The organism is Pseudoalteromonas sp. SK18, assembly GCF_001974855.1.
In the GTDB taxonomy this organism is placed as follows: domain Bacteria; phylum Pseudomonadota; class Gammaproteobacteria; order Enterobacterales; family Alteromonadaceae; genus Pseudoalteromonas.
On the sequence record NZ_MTQB01000026.1, the window covers coordinates 14,595 to 33,528 of the forward strand.

Annotated in this window: 17 protein-coding genes and 1 pseudogene; 4 read left to right on the plus strand and 14 right to left on the minus strand. The window is 40.0% G+C overall.

The genetic code is table 11. The annotated features are described in order from the left end of the window. Positions 1–22: 22 nt before the first annotated feature. Entirely contained in the window at positions 23–754 is a 732-nt protein-coding gene (locus tag BW139_RS15615; protein ID WP_076920279.1) for an RNA methyltransferase, read from the minus strand. A 174-nt stretch (positions 755–928) separates the two neighbouring features. Between BW139_RS15615 and BW139_RS15620 the strand changes: the two genes are divergently transcribed. Genes BW139_RS15620 through BW139_RS15630 form a run of 3 tightly spaced genes read left to right on the plus strand, consistent with a single transcriptional unit; the run spans position 929 to position 3,344 of the window. Beyond that, positions 929–2,017, plus strand: coding sequence for a YjgN family protein (locus tag BW139_RS15620; RefSeq protein WP_076920280.1), 1,089 nt, complete (start codon positions 929–931; stop codon positions 2,015–2,017). Then, positions 2,017–3,057 (plus strand): M48 family metallopeptidase, encoded by a 1,041-nt coding sequence (locus BW139_RS15625; RefSeq protein ID WP_076920281.1) that lies wholly within the window; start codon positions 2,017–2,019, stop codon positions 3,055–3,057. Before BW139_RS15620 ends, BW139_RS15625 begins: the two co-directional genes overlap by 1 nt. After that, positions 3,054–3,344 carry a hypothetical protein gene (locus BW139_RS15630; protein ID WP_008115202.1) on the plus strand — a complete coding sequence of 97 codons (291 nt, stop codon included), beginning with the start codon at positions 3,054–3,056 and terminating at the stop codon, positions 3,342–3,344. The genes BW139_RS15625 and BW139_RS15630 overlap by 4 nt, the downstream gene beginning before the upstream one ends. 64 nt (positions 3,345–3,408) lie before the next feature. Here BW139_RS15630 and speB read toward each other — a convergent pair whose 3' ends face one another. The 5 genes and pseudogenes from speB to BW139_RS18665 all read right to left on the minus strand — a co-directional run bounded on the left by speB (position 3,409) and on the right by BW139_RS18665 (position 11,249). Beyond that, positions 3,409–4,332: an agmatinase gene (gene speB / locus BW139_RS15635; RefSeq protein WP_008115201.1), complete on the minus strand. Its 924-nt coding sequence runs from the start codon at positions 4,330–4,332 to the stop codon at positions 3,409–3,411. A gap of 3 nt (positions 4,333–4,335) precedes the next feature. Next, positions 4,336–6,249 carry a biosynthetic arginine decarboxylase gene (gene speA / locus BW139_RS15640; protein WP_076920282.1) on the minus strand — a complete coding sequence of 638 codons (1,914 nt, stop codon included), beginning with the start codon at positions 6,247–6,249 and terminating at the stop codon, positions 4,336–4,338. A 143-nt stretch (positions 6,250–6,392) separates the two neighbouring features. Next, positions 6,393–6,851: a GNAT family N-acetyltransferase gene (locus BW139_RS15645; protein WP_008467955.1), complete on the minus strand. Its 459-nt coding sequence runs from the start codon at positions 6,849–6,851 to the stop codon at positions 6,393–6,395. A 185-nt stretch (positions 6,852–7,036) separates the two neighbouring features. Then, positions 7,037–8,596: a BCCT family transporter gene (locus BW139_RS15650; protein WP_076920283.1), complete on the minus strand. Its 1,560-nt coding sequence runs from the start codon at positions 8,594–8,596 to the stop codon at positions 7,037–7,039. A gap of 404 nt (positions 8,597–9,000) precedes the next feature. Further along, positions 9,001–11,249, minus strand: a pseudogene (locus BW139_RS18665) (putative bifunctional diguanylate cyclase/phosphodiesterase). Positions 11,250–11,566: 317 nt separating this feature from the next. On the opposite strand from BW139_RS18665, the gene cysZ reads away from it, so the two are divergent. Beyond that, positions 11,567–12,277, plus strand: coding sequence for a sulfate transporter CysZ (gene cysZ, locus BW139_RS15660; protein ID WP_370587363.1), 711 nt, complete (start codon positions 11,567–11,569; stop codon positions 12,275–12,277). A 42-nt stretch (positions 12,278–12,319) separates the two neighbouring features. Here cysZ and rlmM read toward each other — a convergent pair whose 3' ends face one another. The 8 genes from rlmM to BW139_RS15695 all read right to left on the minus strand — a co-directional run bounded on the left by rlmM (position 12,320) and on the right by BW139_RS15695 (position 18,927). After that, positions 12,320–13,405, minus strand: coding sequence for a 23S rRNA (cytidine(2498)-2'-O)-methyltransferase RlmM (gene rlmM / locus BW139_RS15665; protein ID WP_076920284.1), 1,086 nt, complete (start codon positions 13,403–13,405; stop codon positions 12,320–12,322). Between the two features lie 17 nt (positions 13,406–13,422). Beyond that, positions 13,423–13,791 carry a DUF423 domain-containing protein gene (locus BW139_RS15670; protein WP_008115187.1) on the minus strand — a complete coding sequence of 123 codons (369 nt, stop codon included), beginning with the start codon at positions 13,789–13,791 and terminating at the stop codon, positions 13,423–13,425. After that, positions 13,784–14,440 (minus strand): alpha/beta family hydrolase, encoded by a 657-nt coding sequence (locus BW139_RS15675; protein WP_076920285.1) that lies wholly within the window; start codon positions 14,438–14,440, stop codon positions 13,784–13,786. Before BW139_RS15675 ends, BW139_RS15670 begins: the two co-directional genes overlap by 8 nt. After that, on the minus strand, positions 14,440–15,336 hold the full coding sequence (locus BW139_RS15680; RefSeq protein ID WP_008115185.1) for a transcriptional regulator GcvA: 897 nt from the start codon (positions 15,334–15,336) through the stop codon (positions 14,440–14,442). The genes BW139_RS15675 and BW139_RS15680 overlap by 1 nt, the downstream gene beginning before the upstream one ends. A gap of 121 nt (positions 15,337–15,457) precedes the next feature. Then, on the minus strand, positions 15,458–16,312 hold the full coding sequence (gene kdsA, locus BW139_RS18505; protein ID WP_008115184.1) for a 3-deoxy-8-phosphooctulonate synthase: 855 nt from the start codon (positions 16,310–16,312) through the stop codon (positions 15,458–15,460). 9 nt (positions 16,313–16,321) lie between these two features. Beyond that, on the minus strand, positions 16,322–17,575 hold the full coding sequence (locus tag BW139_RS18510) for a DUF819 domain-containing protein (protein ID WP_008115183.1): 1,254 nt from the start codon (positions 17,573–17,575) through the stop codon (positions 16,322–16,324). Positions 17,576–17,595: 20 nt separating this feature from the next. Then, a complete protein-coding gene (locus BW139_RS15690; protein ID WP_076920286.1) occupies positions 17,596–18,423 on the minus strand; it encodes a tetratricopeptide repeat protein in 828 nt (275 codons plus the stop codon). Between the two features lie 129 nt (positions 18,424–18,552). Beyond that, entirely contained in the window at positions 18,553–18,927 is a 375-nt protein-coding gene (locus BW139_RS15695; protein ID WP_008115181.1) for a SirB2 family protein, read from the minus strand. Between the last annotated feature and the right edge of the window lie 7 nt (positions 18,928–18,934).

Sequence of the window (18,934 nt, forward strand, 5' to 3'; positions counted from 1 at the left end):
TAACCTATTTTTAGGCAAAAGGTTAAGCTTGGCGTTTAAAGTTATCTAAAATAATGCCCGTTGCCATTGCCACGTTCAGCGATTCAGCACCGCCAAAGGCAGGAATAGTAATTTTATTACTAACAAGCGCGGCACACTGCTGGCGTATGCCATGTGACTCGCTGCCCATTAATAATACGCCTTTCCCAGCAAACTGACAGTGATGAACATTCTCGCCCTCTAAAAATGCACCATAAATTGGTACATTTAGAGATGTTAAATAACTGGGTAAATCAACTTGGCTTACCGATACACGTACAAACGAGCCCATTGTGGCGCTAATTGTTTTTGGGTTATACGGATCGGCACTGTCAGTGCTGGCAACAATGTGTTTTATGCCGTACCAATCAGCCACCCGAATGATGGTACCTAAATTACCCGGATCAGACACACCATCTAAGGCTAATATTAAGCTGTTTTCATCCGGTAATGTGGTAGTTGGCATATCAACAATTGCAATAGCCGCATTATTACTTACCAAAGTACTTACCTTTGTTAGCTGCTCTTCATCCGCTGTAATAAAATGCGTTTGAGGGTATGCGCTTTGGTTATTATCAATAAAACTTTGCGTTGCAAATACATCGGTTACTTTTAATGGGCTATTTAATAACTCCAGTACGTTTTTTTCGCCTTGTACTAAGTATTGATTAAATTGCTTGCGATACTTTTTTTGGCCAAGCTGGCGAATAAGTTTAAGTTGGTTTTTTGAAATCATGACAGCCCCATTAAATTATTTGCACAGTATACCAGAGGTGACTTAAAGTGCAGCCCTATAAACAGTAAAAGCAATAAAAGTAGCCTACTTACAATCAGCTAGCTAATTATAAAGATTGTTTTTATTTTCTAAAAAAGGTAAATTCACAAAAAAACAACATGGATATCTTTATAAATGGAATCAGTAAACCCAACTTCACCTGAGTCAAATCAAACACCCTCCGCTATTTTTAGCGGTAAAGTACAATTTAGCGGCAAAGGCGGCGAATTTTTTGGTATATGGATTGTTAATATACTACTAAGTATTATTACTCTCGGAATTTATTCTGCCTGGGCAAAAGTACGCACCTGCCGTTATTTTTACGGTCATACGCGTATCGACGGCCATAGCTTTGACTATCTAGCGACCCCAATACAAATTTTAAAAGGACGCATTTTAGCGGTCATCGCATTTTTAATTTACACCCTACTTAGCAGCCTAGCACCGACGATAGGTCTTGTGTTTGCTATTGGCTTTTTATTTTTATTGCCATGGATCATTAACCAAGGCATGCGTTTTAATATGCGTATGACCCGCCATCGTAATGTACGCTTTGCTTTTTCAGGTAATTACGGCGATGCATTTATTAACTTTGTTTTATTGCCTATAGCAAGTGTTTTCACATTATACCTATTACTACCGTATGCATTAAAACGAATTGATCAATATATGCATGAAAACATCAGCTATGGAAATAAACCACTTACGGTAAATCTTCAGGGCGAACGCTATTATATTGCTGCACTTATTACCCTAGGAGTCGCAATTGGTGGCTTAGTTATTTTTGGCATCTTTGCTGGCGCAAGTGCCTTAACTATCGATAACTTAAACACACAAAACGTTAGCCTTTCAACAATTGTAGTGCCGCTATTAATTGCTGCGTTATATATTGCATTTTTAACACTGGTAGGCGCTGTTTATCATTCGATTATTCGAAATCATATTTTTAATAACAGCGAATTTACAGAGGTTGCTACCTTTGAGTCGAATTTAAAAGCCATTGACTACGCTATTTTACTATTTACCAATGTACTGGCAATTATGTTTACCTTAGGGCTTGCCTACCCTTGGGCTAAAGTACGTAGAGCAAAGCTGTTAGCATCAGTTACAGAAGTCTCTATTTATAGCGGCGCACTTTCGTTAATTGATGTTGCACAAAATGAGCAATCATCATTTGCTGAAGAAGCTGCCAATGTATTTGATATTGATATTTCACTTACCTAATGAGTAATTATCCTATTTTTGGCTGTTATTATTACCCTAATAGCAGCCAACATATCAAAAGCTATGCACACCTTTCCCATGAGCAAATAACACTTGTTGACTCTGAGAATACGACGTTACTTTCATCAACAATAGACGATTGCCAGCTTGATAGTCCGTTATCTGGCATGGCGTCTGAGTTGAATTTTGCTAACGGTGGGCGATTTATTCCTCAAGATGTGGAATTTAGATGGCCATTCGCGCTTAAAAAGCATGGACTGAGTGAACGACTCGAAAAAAATAAAATGCTTATTGTTGCATCTGTGCTGCTAATTCCCCTATTGCTTTGGTTAATTTTATCCCGCTTAATACCATCAGTAGCCGTTTATAGCGTTAACTTAGCACCTACCTCGACAATTGAAACGATGGGGGAGCACACGCTCAATGTGATAGAAAAAGTCGTATTAGAGCCATCTCAACTTGCTGCTAAAAAGCAAATAGAAATTCAGCAGCAATGGCGCTTAATGCTTAACTCGCTCAATTTAGACAGTGCAAAATTTAGACTCTCTTTTTATCAGTCAGACTATTTTTCAGCTAATGCGTTTGCTCTTCCAAATGGTCGGGTTGTTGTAACTGACGAACTTGTTGAACTATTAAAAAATGATCCTGATGCCCTGCGTGCTGTTTTACTTCATGAAATTGGTCATGTTCAGCACCATCACAGCATTCGCCTTGCAGCACAAGCTGCAGCTAGCACCGTTGTATTTGCAGTTATCTTTGGTGACTTAGAAGGTATATTAGAAGTCGTGCTTGGCTCTGGTTCATCTTTTTTACAACAAGCGTTTTCGCGAGATATGGAACAAGAAGCCGATATATATGCGATTAAAAACCTTTTAAAATTAGGCTATTCTAACCACGACTTTGCTGATGCAATTGAAGCACTGGAAAAGAATTTAAAAGCGCGAGAAGGGACCTATGATGAAACTTGGTTAAAGTATTTATCAACGCACCCAAGTTCCCAAGAGCGAATAGAATATGCGAGGCAATATAAACCACAATGACCCCTGAACTGAATTTATTGTTATTAGTTATCATTATGATAACGCTTGGCTACGGATTTATTTATCCGCGCTTTGCAGGCAGCAGCTTTAAAAAAGTATCGGTGCAAGATTTATTTGCAACAGGCATTACGCTATTAATTGCATCTACCCTTTATTACAACTCAGGCGTGCAATTTAGCTGGTTAATATTTGAAGTTAATTGGTTTTGGTTTACTTTTTTAACTTACGTCATAATCGAAATTCCGGTGTTTTTTATTTATGCTAAAAAGCACAATATGCAGTTTTAATCGTCTTTTATTTGCATACAAAAAAAGCGCCAAATCGGCGCTTTTTAATCTACATTAACACATATTAATATTTATGCTTAAGTGCCCACAAATGCAGTAATTCACTGGCAATCGTTGCAGCGGCAATGGCGGTAAGCTCACTTTGGTCGTACGACGGGGATACTTCAACCACATCCATTCCCACCATATTAATGCCTTTAAGTGCGCGTAAGATTTTAAGCACTTTATCAGAGGTTAAACCACCACACACTGGTGTGCCCGTACCTGGTGCAAAGGCGGGGTCTAAACAATCTATATCAAAGGTTAAGTAAACCGGTAAGTCACCCACTCGCTCAATAATCTGAGCTGCAATATCATTCGCATGCAGATCATTGGCTTGCATGGCATCAATCACTGCAAACTCATGCTTGCTTTGATCAAAGTCGGTACGAATGCCTAGCTGAATACTGTGATTAACATCAATTAACCCTTCCATTGGCGCATGATAAAACATGGTGCCGTGATCAAAACGCGAACCGTTACTGTAAGTATCAGTATGCGCATCGAAATGCACTAAAGCCATTTTGCCATGAATTTTTGCATGTGCGCGCAATAGCGGTAAGGTTACGAAATGATCGCCGCCCAAGCCTAATAATGTTTTACCTTGGCGAAGTATTTGCTCTGCCGCCATTTCTAGTTGCGCGGTAAAATATTCAGGGTCGCCTACCGGATAGGTAAAATCGCCAGCATCCGCCACGGTTAAGCGCTCAAACAACGGAAATGTCCACGGGTATTTGGTATCTTCCCACGCTAAATGCACTGACGCTCTGCGAATAGCATCAGGCCCTAAGCGGGCACCAGGGCGTCCTGAAGTAGCCAAATCAAACGGTAAACCCAGTACCACTACATCGGCTTCAATCGAGTTAATGTTTTGTACCATAGGACGACGTAAGAACGTCATCCCATTTGAGTACAATGAGTGGTCAACACAACCAAACAAGCTAGACATTGCTTATAACTCTTCTAAATAAGTGTAGCCATCAAGGCCGCTTTGCAACTCGTCTAAAACGCTTTGCTGTTCATCTGGTGCAATTTTTGCGCTCACTAGCTGCGCATATGACTGCTGAAAACCTTCAACATCTAAATGTACATAACGCATCATATCAGCCACAGTATCACCATGATTAATTTCTGTAATACTAGCAACACCTTGTTCATCCATATTGATAATAGCACTGTGCGTATCACCAAATAAATTATGCATATCGCCTAAAATCTCTTGGTAGGCACCTACTAAGAAAAACCCCATCAAATATGGTTTATCTGCTGTGAACTCAGGTACTGGCAACGTACTTTCAATACCTTGACCATCAACATAGTGTTCTAAAGCGCCATCAGAGTCACAAGTAATATCCAATAACACCGCACGCTTTTGCGGTGCTTGCGTTAAACCACTTAATGGCAATACTGGAAACACTTGATCAATTCCCCACGCGTCAGGCAATGACTGAAACAATGAGAAATTTACAAAAAACTTGTCCGCTAAACGCGCATTAAGTTCATCTATAATCGGTCGATGAAAACGGTTTTTGTTATCCATTAATTTGTTTAGTTCATAACACACACGCAAATTAATTTGCTCGGCCCATGCACGTTGGGTTAAATCTAATAATCCCATCGCAAACTGACTATGCGCTTCAGCTAAATCACCTTGGCTGTCGTGAAAAATCTCAATTAACGCACGGTCATCAGTAAGCACATGCAATTGTTGCCATGAAATCCACATATTTTTAAGTAACTGCGGCGCATCATCAGCTGGCGCTTCTATTTCTTCCGGTGTATACGTTTCGGTGCCAATTACATTAGAAATCAGTACTGCGTGGTGCGCCGTTAATGCTCTTCCCGACTCTGAAATAATAGTAGGAAAAGGCTGTTCATATTGCTTACAAATATCGCCTATGGTGTACACAATATTATTTGCGTATTCAGCCAAGCTATAGTTCATTGAGTTGTGAGATTGACTGCGCGTGCCGTCATAATCAACCGCTAAACCGCCGCCTACATCAAGGCACTCTATGTGCGCGCCCAACTTGCGTAGTTCACAATAAAAACGTGCGGCTTCACTTACACCTAAACGTACATCACGAATGTTAGCCATTTGCGACCCTAAGTGAAAATGCACAAGCTGAACTAAATCAAGCTGTTCTGTTGCTTTTAAGCGGTTTACTACATACAGCACTTGTGAAGCAGATAACCCAAACTTAGATTTTTCACCGCCACTGGCCTGCCATTTACCTTTGCCTTGCGATGCTAAACGCACACGAATACCAATGCGTGGTTTTACATTTAATTCTTTAGCTTGGCTAAGTACCATATCCAGCTCAGACAGTTTCTCAAGTACGATATACACTTTATGGCCCAGCTTTTCGCCAATCAACGCTAAACGCACATATTCTTTATCTTTGTAGCCATTACACACAATGACCGCACTGGTTTTTTCAGCCAGCGCTAATACGGTTAATAACTCTGGCTTGCTGCCTGCTTCTAAACCCAGCTGTTTTTTTTCTACTTGTGCTTGGCTGGCAACAATTTCTTCAACTACTTCGCGTTGTTGGTTAACTTTAATCGGGTAAACTAATAAATAATCTTTTGGATAACCATAACTTTCTATAGCAGTATTAAATGCACCACATAAGCTATGCACGCGATGGTGTAAAATTTGTGGAAAGCGAACTAACGCCGGCAAGCTTAAGCCTTTTTCTTCAAGCTGCTTAGCAATGTCTGTTAATGCAATGGTTTGCTGTGGGGCATCAGCCTTGGGCGCAACATACACATCACCTTGATCATTAATACCAAAAAAACCTTGGCTCCAATGACGAACGTTGTAGCTCGTACGAGCTTGTTCTAGTGATGTTGTCTCTTTCATTTATCTTTCTCTTTTATTTATGAATGCCAAACCGGCTAGTTGCGCGCATTAAAAGAAAAATAGTGATTCATGTCCAACAAGTATTTCTACTCGTAACGAGTGAGGATTAAAATTGATAAAGAAAAACAGTAAATAGCGTATTATTAGCTGAGCGCAAGCTCCATAAATAGGCTGTTCGGGTTTTCTGTGTATTCACCAAAAGGGGCACATTGTACAAACCCTAAATTCTCGTAAAGATGGATTGATTGTATTTGCTTTGGTCCTGTTTCTAGTTTTATGATTGGGATTTCTTCTTCGCCTGCATAGTGCAATAAAATTTGCATAATACGCCGCGATAAGCCTTTTCCGCGATAGCTAGGTTTTACGTAAAGCCGTCTAATTTCGCCATACCAGCTACCATCAAATTGCTTTACTATCGCGCCACAGGCAACTATTCCGTCTTGATTTTTTAACCCTACAGCGTAAACGCCCGGTAGGCCAAGCTCATTAACTGTAAGCGCTTGTGAAGTTGCTACAGGATATAATGAGCTAATAAGTCGATCTATGTCAGCAAATACGTTGATCACATCCTGATCACAAGGGTCTAAGTCGACTAACTGCATGGTTTATCTCAAGGTTATGCTTAAATATATTTAAACTATACCGTATCGATAGGAATGAACAACCTACTTAGGCTAAGTTATTTTTAGTGGGTTAGTTTATTGCTAGGATAATAAATAGCTCAATAACAAGGTGAGAATATGATGTACCCAGAAAAAGAGCGCTTATTAGCGCTCTTTATCAATTATTAAAGCCCTTGTTCGTCTGCCATTTTCTTAACTATTTGTGGTGCTGTCCACAACGAAGGTAGTAACACAAACGAAACTGGCACCGCAGTGACCACAATAAACGACTGCAAGGCTGAAATCCCGCCCTCGCCTATAGAAATAAGCAACGCCGCCATCACCCCCATCATGATCCCCCAAAACACACGAATTGATGTTTGCGGATGATCGGTACCGGTCATCACCATAGATACCGAGTACGTCATTGAATCACCGGTTGTTGCCACAAAAATAGTGGTCAGTACTAAGAATAATACAGACACAACAAACCCCATGGGTAACTGCTCAGTGATGGCTAACAATGCCGCTGGTAAATTAAGCCCTGCGAAAGGTTCTGATATAACACCGGGGTTATTTAACTCAAAAAATATGCCTGAGCCACCCACAATGGTAAACCAAAAGCAGGTGATCACTGGCGCAACCACAGAGATGAGTAAAATCATTTCACGGATAGTTCGGCCACGCGATATACGCGCAACAAACATCGCCATTAAAGGGCCATAACCTAAAAACCAGCCCCAAAAGAATACGGTCCACCAGTCTAACCATGGTTTATCGGCACGAAACGTAGCCATAGGTATAAAGTTATCTAAGTACAAGCCAAACGATTGAATGTAACTATCAATAATAAACGCAGTGGGCCCCATCAGTAATATAAACAACATCAGCACTACAGCCAAAACAACATTAAAACGACTTAACAGCTGAATACCTTTAGTAACGCCACTTACCGCTGAAAGTGTGTAAATGCCAATTAAACTAAATAAAATAACTACTTGTGTGGTGTAGGTGTCAGGAATACCAAACAATTTATCTAGGCCAAAACTCACCTGTAAGCCTAAAAAACCAATTGGACCTACAGTGCCAGCAACCACAGCGAGTACACAACATGCATCAACAATAGTACCAAGCGCCCCTTTCATGGCACGATCGCCAAACACGGGGTAGAGCAAAGTACGTGGTTTAAGTGGTAAGCCTTTTTCGTAATGAAGATGCATATAAACAATGCCGGTCAAACTGCCTAAAATAGCCCAGGCTAAAAACCCCCAGTGCATAAAGCTTTGTGCAAGGGCGTTATAGGCGGCATCATTAGTGCCAGTTTCACCGCCAAATAATGGGGGCGGAGAAATAAAGTGTGCCATTGGCTCTGCTGCGGCCCAGAATACACCGCCACCAGCAAGCAAAGTACACATAATAATACTTATCCATTTGAAGGTAGATATTTCAGGGGTTTTTAAACCACCCAGCACCACTGAGCCGGTGCGGCCTACGGCCAAAAATATACCAATTACAAAGGTTAATAACAGCAAGACTTGCCAAAAGGCGCCAAATATTTTGGTGGAGAAGGCAAAGGCAGAGTTTATCCAATCCGACATCAGTTTTATGTCGTACAGTGCCAGCGCGGCAAATAAAACTAATATACCGCCACTGATTAAAAAAACGGGTATATCAACCCCTTCCAGAAACTTTACCCGGGAAGAATGTGTTTCACCCGACTTTAAAGCTGCTTTCGTGGTATTCATTTATCGCTCCTAATGGTTCTTTAAAGTTACCGACATAGCGACATACCATGACACCACTCTAAACCCTAGTTTCAACAAACGACAAAGCAACTCAAAAGCGAGTTTCAAGTACTTGTCGTGTTCACGTTTAGATAATGTCACAACAAGTAGACTTATTGCCAATTGCTAACTAGTTTAACGCGTTAAAAACGCTAAACCAATGCCGCAGCAATGATTTGTGCAATAGCTACACAATAATAAACAATAAATTACATCTAAGTAGCAAATAAACAAAAAATATACATTTCTACTTTAGCTAAAGCGCAGTAAGTGACTAAACGTTACTGCCTAATGAGAGCGTAAACAAAGCGACTTATCGATTAGGATAACTAAATTTGCCGCCTCAGTAAGTGAGTAACACGAGATTATTGATGCTGTTTATGCCATGTTAAATAGTTACTGTGTGTTAATGGCCTCGCAAATAAATAACCTTGCACTGCATTTACACCCATCGACTTTAATACATGTAGTTGCTCAGCACTCTCGACCCCTTCGGCTACAATATTAATATCTAAACTATGACCTAAACCAATAATAGACTGCACAATGCTTTGCCCTGATGCGTTATCTAGCACTTTATCGATAAAGCTTTTATCTATTTTTAGTTCATCTATCGGAAACACGCTTAAATGCTTTAAACACGAATAACCAGTACCAAAGTCATCAATCGAAAACACAAACCCCTGCGATTTTAGTTCTTCCATTTGCTTTACGGTACTCATTAAATCACCCGCTAACATTGACTCAGTGATCTCTAATTTAATTTGTGAGGGTGATACATCATATGTCTCAATCGCTTTGAACAACTCTCCTTTTAAAGTAGAAGAATTAAACTGACATTGGCTAATGTTAATAGACACATTAAATTGGTTTTTCAGTACTTTATGAGCACGAAGCGTTTCCAGTAAAATACAAATATCGCGCAATACAATGTTTTGTAACTTTTGAATTAAGCCAAATTGCTCAGCAATCGGAATAAACGCATTAGGAGAAATTAGCCCTTTGGTTGGGTGGTTCCATCTTATAAGTGCTTCTGCACCAATAATATTGCCGTCAATTGATAATTGAGGCTGAAAGTAAGCACAAAATTCATCACATGCAATCGCTCTTACTATATCTGTTTCAAGCTCAGTTTGATTTTCCAGTAAGGTTTGCAATGCAGGATCGTAAAAACTACTACTATTACCGCCCTTCATTTTAGAGCGATACATAGCGGTATCTGCAAATTTTAAAATATTTTCGCTAATGGCATTGGCGTTATTAATTAAACATATACCTATACTGCAGCTTACCTGAAACGCTAAATCCCCCCTACCTCAAACTTGTCGTAAAAAACGCTTTGTACCACTTTAGCCATTAATTCTGACTCAAGACTCGCTTGCTTATGGCTATCTCCTACATTCTCAATGAGTATAATAAATTCATCACCGCCAACGCGGGCAAGGGTATCTGTTGGGCCTAAAACACCAGTTAGTCGCTGTGAAAGCTCAACCAGTATTTCATCACCGGCATTGTGCCCTAATGAGTCGTTTATACGTTTAAAGTTATCTAAATCTAAGAATAAGAGTGCACCGGTATGGTCAGACTGCTTAATTCGCTCCACATACATGCTTAGTCTATCATTCAGCAACCTTCTATTTGGGAGGTTTGTAAGCGGGTCAAAAAATGCTAACCGTTGTACTTCTTCTTCTACAGCTTTACGAGTAGAGATATCTCTGGCCATCCATACTACATGTCGCTGCAAAGGATTATTGGGTTGATAACTTTCAAGCGGGGCTGTTCGCCCTTCAAATGTAAGCAGCTTACCTTTTATATTTAGCTGATACTCAAACACTTGGACTTCATTGGTCTGTAGAGTCTTGTCAATTACCGCCATAATAGGGCTGGCATCCTCGGGCGGCATAATGTCTCTAACATTTTGGTTAATAACGTACTCTTGGCTTAAATATAAGCTTTCATTAGCAGTGCCGTAGACGTTGGTATACTCGCCCTCTTCACTCAAAATAAGAGTTAGATCGGGAAGTACTTTTGTAAAGGCTTTAAACTTTTCATTACTTTGCTGTAACTCTGCAAGCAATGCTTCTGATTTCAGTGATTCGGTGTGCTTTTCTAAAGCAATACTGGTGAAATCAACAAAAAAGTCTATTAATTCTAAGTCTTGTGGTGTTGGTGACTTGGCACTGTCATGATAAATTGCAAAGGTGCCTAATATATCTGATTGGGTTGAAATAATAGGGGTTGACCAGCACGACCTTAAATCAAAATTCAATGCCAACGCTTTATAATTTTCCCATAAGGGTGATGTTGCAATATCTGAGGCAATAATTCGCTTTTTTTCATACGCTGCAGTACCGCATGAGCCAACGCTGGGGCCTATATGTACGCCATTAATGGCGTCACAGTAACCCTTTGCAATATTAGGGGCTGCACTATGAAATAGCTGCTCACCTTTGAGCGTTAATATAGAGCACTTTGCAGAAGCGTCTTCAATCAGCTCCTCAATAGATAAGCAAATATTTTCAAGCACCTCATCAAGTGGTGCACCCAAGGCTATTTTAGATAATATACTTTGTTGCTGAGAAAGCAGCTTTCTGACTCTCATTATTTCAATCAAATTATATTCCTCAACAATCACTTACGCTAAATGCGCCGCTATATTCTTATAAAGTGCTGTTTATAATAAATTATTATAGTAGCTCGACTATACATAATATTGAAATTAGCATCCATTGTAATTTAGTCTATTGCGCGAGCCTAGGCACTTATGAAGGATTTAAATACCTCCTAAATGAATAATTTATTATTGCGACGTATGCAAGTGCCCTTTATTAAATACTTTGTTACTTAAAAGTACTGTTTAAAATCATCAGGCTATTTATAATAGCTAAAATATAAATAATTGGTGAGGTTAGTGTGCAAATAACACAAGGTATGGAATATTTTTTTTCCGGGTTTAAGTTAATTAGTCAAAAAGGGCTAAAACGCTTTGTGCTTATACCCTTACTTATTAATATTTTATTATTTGGTAGCTCCTTATTCTTTTTATTTGGCTGGCTTAGTGATGGCTTTAACGCTGTAAATTCAATGCTTCCAGAATGGCTTAGTTGGCTCGAATGGCTAATGTGGCCGATTGCTGTGCTGGTGGTGCTGTTTAGTTACAGTATGTTATTTACCGTTATTACTAACTTTATTGCTGCCCCTTTCAATGGCTTACTTAGTGAAAAAGTAGAGCTATACTTAACTGGTCAAAAAATTAACGATGACGGATTAGCTGATTTAGTAAAAGATGTGCCGCGAATGCTGGGCCGAGAATGGACTAAGCTTTGCTACTACCTCCCACGCGCTATTGGCTTTTTTATTTTATTATGGGTGTTACCGGTAATAGGCCAAGTACTCTGGGTACTCTTTACCTGCTGGATGTATGCGGTGCAATATAAAGATTATGCTTTTGATAACCATAAAGTCAGCTTCACTCAAATGAAAAGTGACTTAAAAGGCAAACAAGGGTTATCTTATGGGTTTGGCTTTGCAGTAATGCTGTTAACCGCTATCCCTTTCATAAATTTAATTGTGATGCCTGTGGCAGTATGTGGCGCTACGCGGTTATGGGTTGAGCATTACCGACCACAATATCGTAGTTAAAAAAATGGGCCAGTTGGCCCATTTTTTATACTCGCTAATCGATTAACTATATAAGCTTTGTGGTACTTTAATTACATTTAAGTGTACCGTTATTTCTTCACGATCATGGTACAAATGCTTAGCTTGTAATTCGTAGCTGATACCGAACTTCGCCATTTCTTCTCTAATCATTTTTAGACATTCATACACACTGTCAAAGCGTTTTTTCATCGGTAATTTTAGATTGAAAATAAGCTCTTTTGCATAGGCATTTACTGCCCAGTCAATCATCAGGTTGGTTACTTTCGTAGGTTTTTCTACCATATCGCAAACTAACCAAGTGATATTTCTTTTTTCTGGCCGATATTTAAAACCGTCTTCTCTAAAATGTTTTACTTGCCCTGTTTCCATTAAACTTTCATTCATTGGGCCATTATCTATCGCGCTAACAAACATACCACGGCGAACTAACTGATAAGTCCAGCCGCCTGGGCAAGCACCTAAATCAACGCTGCGCATCCCAGCCTGTACTCGCGACTCACGCTGCTGCTCAGGAATAAACACATTAAATGCCTCATCTAACTTAAGGGTTGAACGGCTTGGGCCATCGCTTGGCATACGTAAACGTAAAATACCCATAAAGAAAGGTGAGTTGTTATAACTGTAAGAGTAACCCACATACGCAGTATTATTAGCTAAAAACAGCACATGCATCACTGGACGATTTGCTTTTGGTTCACGTAATACGGTGTTTTGTTTCTCGAGTGCTTTTTTAAGTGGAGTTGATATCTTTTTGCAAAAAGTCAGTAACTCTTTGCCCTCGTTGGTATCGGGTGTTTCTACTCGCAGCTCAGAGCATAAAGTAAAGTCTTTTGCGGCATCAACAATAGCGCCCACTCTATCCTCTACAGGCATATTTTCTATCAAGTTACCGGCAAACCATTGGCGTGCGAACACCATATTTTTAAAATCAACTTTTTTGATTATTTCGTCGCTGTGTTGCGCTTCAAAACATTCATAAATAACATAACCGGTATTTGGTTTAGCTTTTACATACCCAGCAAACCCTTGCTCGGCCGCGTGAAACGTTATTTCAGCAGCGGCATCGTTTTCAAAACCACTACGACAGTAAATCACAACACTAGACATATTAACCCTTAAACTCTTTAAAACTTAAATCGTGCAACTTGCACTAAAATAACTATCCAACCAATAATAAAGCACAGCCCACCCAAGGGGGTAATTGGGCCCAGCCACTTTAAGCCGGTTAATGCCAGTAAGTATAAGCTGCCACTAAATAACAGTGTACCTGCTATAAAAAAACCACCCGCTAGGCTTAAATTAATGCCCCACTTTATTAAGATTGCCACTGCAATCAGTGCCAGCCCATGTACCATTTGATACTCAGCGGCGGTTTTAAAAATACCAATAGCGTAATCTGATAAGCGACTTTTTAAACCATGGGCAGCAAATGCGCCCAATATCACTGAAAATAGACAAAAGAAGCTGCCTGCGAGTAAAAATAGTTTAATCATGTTTTTCCTCTTTTATATTCTCAACAGTGTTTTTTATAAATTTAGCGGCCTGGATTGCTGCAACATTCAGGTTTTGCTGCTCTGTGATACCACTTTTTTTACGTGGTTTTAGTGAGTGGTCACCATCAGTTAACCATACATATTGCGGCTGTTTTGGCATCGCCATTGTGGCAAGCTCTTCACGGGTGCCAAAGGTGTCTCGTTCACCTTGTAGTACTAAAAAAGGACATGGTATGTCTGCAAAGTGATCTGTGCGGAGCTTTTCTGGCTTGCCCGGTGGATGAAACGGATAACCAAACGCAAGTACACCTAAAACAGCATGCGAGGTTGAGCAAGCAAGCATAGACGCCATGCGCCCGCCCATTGATTTACCCCCTATAAATAGCGGTAAATTTGCATCAGCTTGAGTAAGTATATGCTCAAAATATGTAAGTAATTTTGGTGCTCGCTCTGGTGGGCGACGTTTATTGGTTTGTTTAGCAATTTGCATGTATTCAAAATCAAACAGCCCAACGTCAATACCATACTCACTGAGCTGTTTGGCCATGGTTTGCATAAACTCAGAATCACTGCCAGCCCCTGCACCATGCGCAAATATAAACTGTGCGATTGCAGGTTGCTGACTGCTTTTAACCCATTCAATGCTCATTAATATTCTTGCTCCTGCTCAACTAGGCTTAACATCCAATCTTTAAATGACACAATTTTACCTAATTCATTTTGCGACTCACGGATCACCAAATAATAGGCGTTTTTACTTTCTAAACTGTGATTAAACGGGATCACTAATCGACCTGCATCAATATCTGGTTTTGCTAAAACACTATTACCAATTGCAACACCTTGGCCATGCACCGCAGCTTGCAGCACCATAGATGAATGACTAAAAATAGGCCCTTGGTTAACTTGTACGTTGCGAACACCCGCGGTTTTCATCCACGTTTTCCAGTTTTTACGAGTGGTGTCATGCAACAAGGTATGGTTTGCTAAATCACTTGGTTGATTAAGCGCTCTAGGGCCACTTAACAATAATGGGCTACACAGTGGCACTAAGTATTCAGTGTGCAATTTATAAGCTTGTACGCCACTCCAATGACCGCGACCATAATAAATTGAAATATCAACATCGTCTGTTAACGAGTTTTCGTCCTGATCTTGGGCTTTAATTCGCACATCAATTTCAGGGTGTAACTCGTTAAATAAGCTCAATCGAGGAATAAGCCATTGAATCGCAAAGCTCGGGGTTAAACTCACTGTTAGCGAGCCTTTTGCACCACGGGCTAGTAGCTTTTCGGTTGCGTCAATTAGCTGAGTAAAAATCTCTTTAATATCTAAAAAGTAGCCTTGACCTTCTTCGGTTAGAAGTAACGAGCGATTTTTACGCAAAAACAACTTTAACCCTAAGTGCTCTTCGAGGGTTTTAATTTGATGGCTTACCGCAGCCTGCGTCACATACAACTCTTCTGCGGCTTTAGTAAAGCTTAAATGACGGGCTGCAGCTTCAAAAGCTTTTAGCGCGTTTAATGGAGGAACTCGTCTTGACATGGCAACCAAGCTTAGAATTAGTTTTTCTTATGCGGTGAATTATATACCTATGCTGGGAAAGAGTATATTCAAGCCACAAAAAAAGCGACCGAAGTCGCTTTTTAATGAGTAAATCACTTTTTTATAAATCGCTAGCACTGGTATCAAGCGGAGCAAAGCTTTTGATTAAATCATCAACTGCTTTCATTTGCGATAAGTACCCTTCTAATTTACTCAGTGCTAATGCACAAGGGCCATCACATTTTGCTTCATTTGGATTTGGGTGTGCTTCAATAAATAAGCCTGCAATACCCAGTGCCATGCCACTACGAGCCAGTTCTGCTGCTTGAGCACGACGACCATCGGCTGAATCAGCTCGACCGCCAGGACGTTGTAGCGCATGAGTGGCGTCAAATATAACGGGCGCCATGGTTTTCATGTCATCCATGCCCAGCATATCAACCACTAAGTTGTTATAACCAAAGCTCGAGCCACGTTCACACAAGGCCACATTATTGTTGCCGGCTTCATTAAATTTAGTAATGATATGACGCATTTCATGCGGGGCTAAAAACTGAGGCTTTTTAACATTAATAATGGCGCCGGTTTTAGCCATTGCGACAACTAAGTCTGTTTGACGTGCCAAAAACGCAGGTAACTGAATAACATCAACAACTTCTGCAACCGGTGCTGCTTGATGAGGTTCATGCACGTCAGTGATCAAAGGAATATTAAAGGTGTTTTTAATCTCTTCAAATATTTTTAAACCTTCTTCCATGCCCGGACCGCGGTAAGAATTAATGGACGAGCGATTTGCTTTATCAAATGACGCCTTAAATACATAAGGAATATTGAGCTTAGTGGTTACTTCAACATAATGCTCAGCTATGCGCATCGCTAAATCACGAGATTCCAGCACGTTCATGCCACCAAATAAAACAAAGGGTTTATTATTTGCCAGTTCTATTTGATTAATATTTATAACTTGGTTGTTCATTTTAATTCCTTATGGTGCAACTGCTTGCATCATTAATCCACAAATATACGCCATATATGTACCTACACCATAGCCAAGTACTGCTAATAATACACCTACCGGTGCCAGTGATGGGTGAAACGCAGCGGCAACAACAGGTGCTGAAGCAGCGCCCCCTACATTGGCCTGAGAGCCAACAGCCATATAAAATAACGGCGCTTTAATTAGTTTAGCAACAATCAGCATTAAGCCAGCGTGAGTTAGCATCCAAATCGCACCAATCACAAAATACATTGGTGAATCAAAAATCGCCATCACATTCATATGCAGGCCAATCGATGCCACTAAAATATATAAAAAGGCAGATGCCACTTTAGACGAGCCAAAGGCTTCGATATGACGCACTTTAGTGAACGATAGACTAATGCCTATAGTGGTCGATATAACAATAAGCCAAAAGAACTTACTATTTAAACTGTATTCTTTTGCCCATGCATAGTTATTGGCAAAGAACGGTCCTAAAATATCAGCACAAAAATGTGCTAAACCAGTAATACCAAAGGCAATAGCAATAATCATCATGTAATCATTCAGCGTTGGCATACGGGCATGCTCTGCATGGTATTTTTCAACACGTTGCTTTAAATCTTCAATCGCAGTGGTATCGGCTCCCGCTTTGGCATCAATCGCTTTATGGTTAGCCGCCATTAATAATAATACTGCCATCCATAAATTAGCCACAATCACATCAACAGTGACCATCGCAGAGAAAATATCACCGCCAACTTCAAACATTTCTTTCATAGACGCTTGGTTTGCGCCACCGCCAATCCAGCTGCCCGCAATGGTTGTCATACCGCGCCAGACCGCATCAGGTCCATGTCCGCCCACTGCTTCAGGGTATACGGCACTCATGATTAAAATAGCTAATGGACCACCAATCACAATGCCTGCGGTTCCTGTTAAGAACATAATTAATGCTTTAGGGCCCAGATTAATAATCGCTCTTAAATCAATGCTAATGGTTAATAAGATTAAACACGCAGGTAATAAATACCGCGAAGCAACGTAATAAACACTCGACTGCGAGCCATCAACAATACCAAAGGTATTTAATAACGATGGTAAAAAATAGCATAGCAATAGTGCAGGCACATATTTGTAAAATGCTACAAGCCCTGGGCGCTGACTTGACGAGGTTTTAAAAATAAAGCCTAAAATAATCGCCAGTAAACCTAGTACAACAGCATCATTGGTGATCAAGGCAGTTTGGGGATCAGCCATAACGTTTCCTATTTTTATTTTTAATGGTGGGTTTTATGATTATCTTCAAGTTCTTCGATTTGATGTTGGATGACTTCAATAGCAGGGTCGTCGGGACATTCATCAACAAAAAATTGTAAATCATCTCGGGCCATTTTAGGGCAACCTAGCTGATTTAGTAAATAGCCTCTGTCGCGTCGCTCATAGGGATCATCCCCTAGCATTTCCATTAACAAATCAACGCAAGTTAACGCATGACCAAATTTGTTCTCACTAATAAAAGACCATTTTTGTTGCGCTAAAAATAATTTATATACTTCGTCTTCAAAAATAAGCTCAAGAGGCTCTTGCTCTTGTGCATTATCTTCGTTGCTGTTTTCAGGAATGATATACCAGCTTTGTTGACCACTACTTGGCTCAACAATGTACCCTTCATCATCGCTCATTGCGACGTGAATGCCCACTTCGCCTTGAGTTATGCTTACACTAGCATCAAGTTTTGCATGCTGTAAAAAATGGCATAACAAAATAGCTAAGGTGGTGGGGGTACCACTGCGCATAGATAAGGTGTAGCTAATACTGTTTAGCTTGTACTCAGGTACTTTAAGGCTTGACGCACTAAATAACCACTGACTGTAAAAGCAATCAAGTATTTGTTCTAAACGATCATGTGCATCGCGTGTTTGCGAACAAATAGTCTCTATTTGTTGCTCAAACGCAGTCAATATTTCAAGACTTGGTGTTAAGTCTATTTGAGGGTCCCATTTAGCTTCTGCTTTAATACAACGATATATTGCCGGTGGCAAAAAATCATCGTAGGCATCTTCTATATAAGATTCATCGTGTTCATCAAACCCGAGGGTGGTCATTCATACTACAACATTCTAGAAAACGAACACGTAGTTTACCTAATTTTAAGGCTAGATACCAATAATCAGAAATGAATTAAAGAGGTAAGCTTTGCACCTTGGGTGCAAAGCTTAAACAAATATTGTTAATTATAACAATAGCGGGGCTTTAGCAGTTGCTAAAAAGCCAATAGCTAAGATAACCGCAGTGTTAAACACTAAAAAGATGACCTTAGGTAATGTCGTGGTTTGCTTAGCACTAATAATCCCAACAGCGATATAAACAACCACCAGCACAATTTTTTCTAATAACCAAAGTTGCTCTAATGGATTTATTTTAGCCATGGCCATTAAAGTAATAGCCGAGATGATTAGTAAAGTGTCTATACTGTGGCTACCAATAAAAACCACTTTATTTTTAGCAAGGCTACCACTGCCCATGCGAGAAAAAGAACGTACGTAAAATAAAATAATACTCACTAGCGCAATTACCATGTGCGTATGTTTTAATGCTAAATAATCCATGTGTATT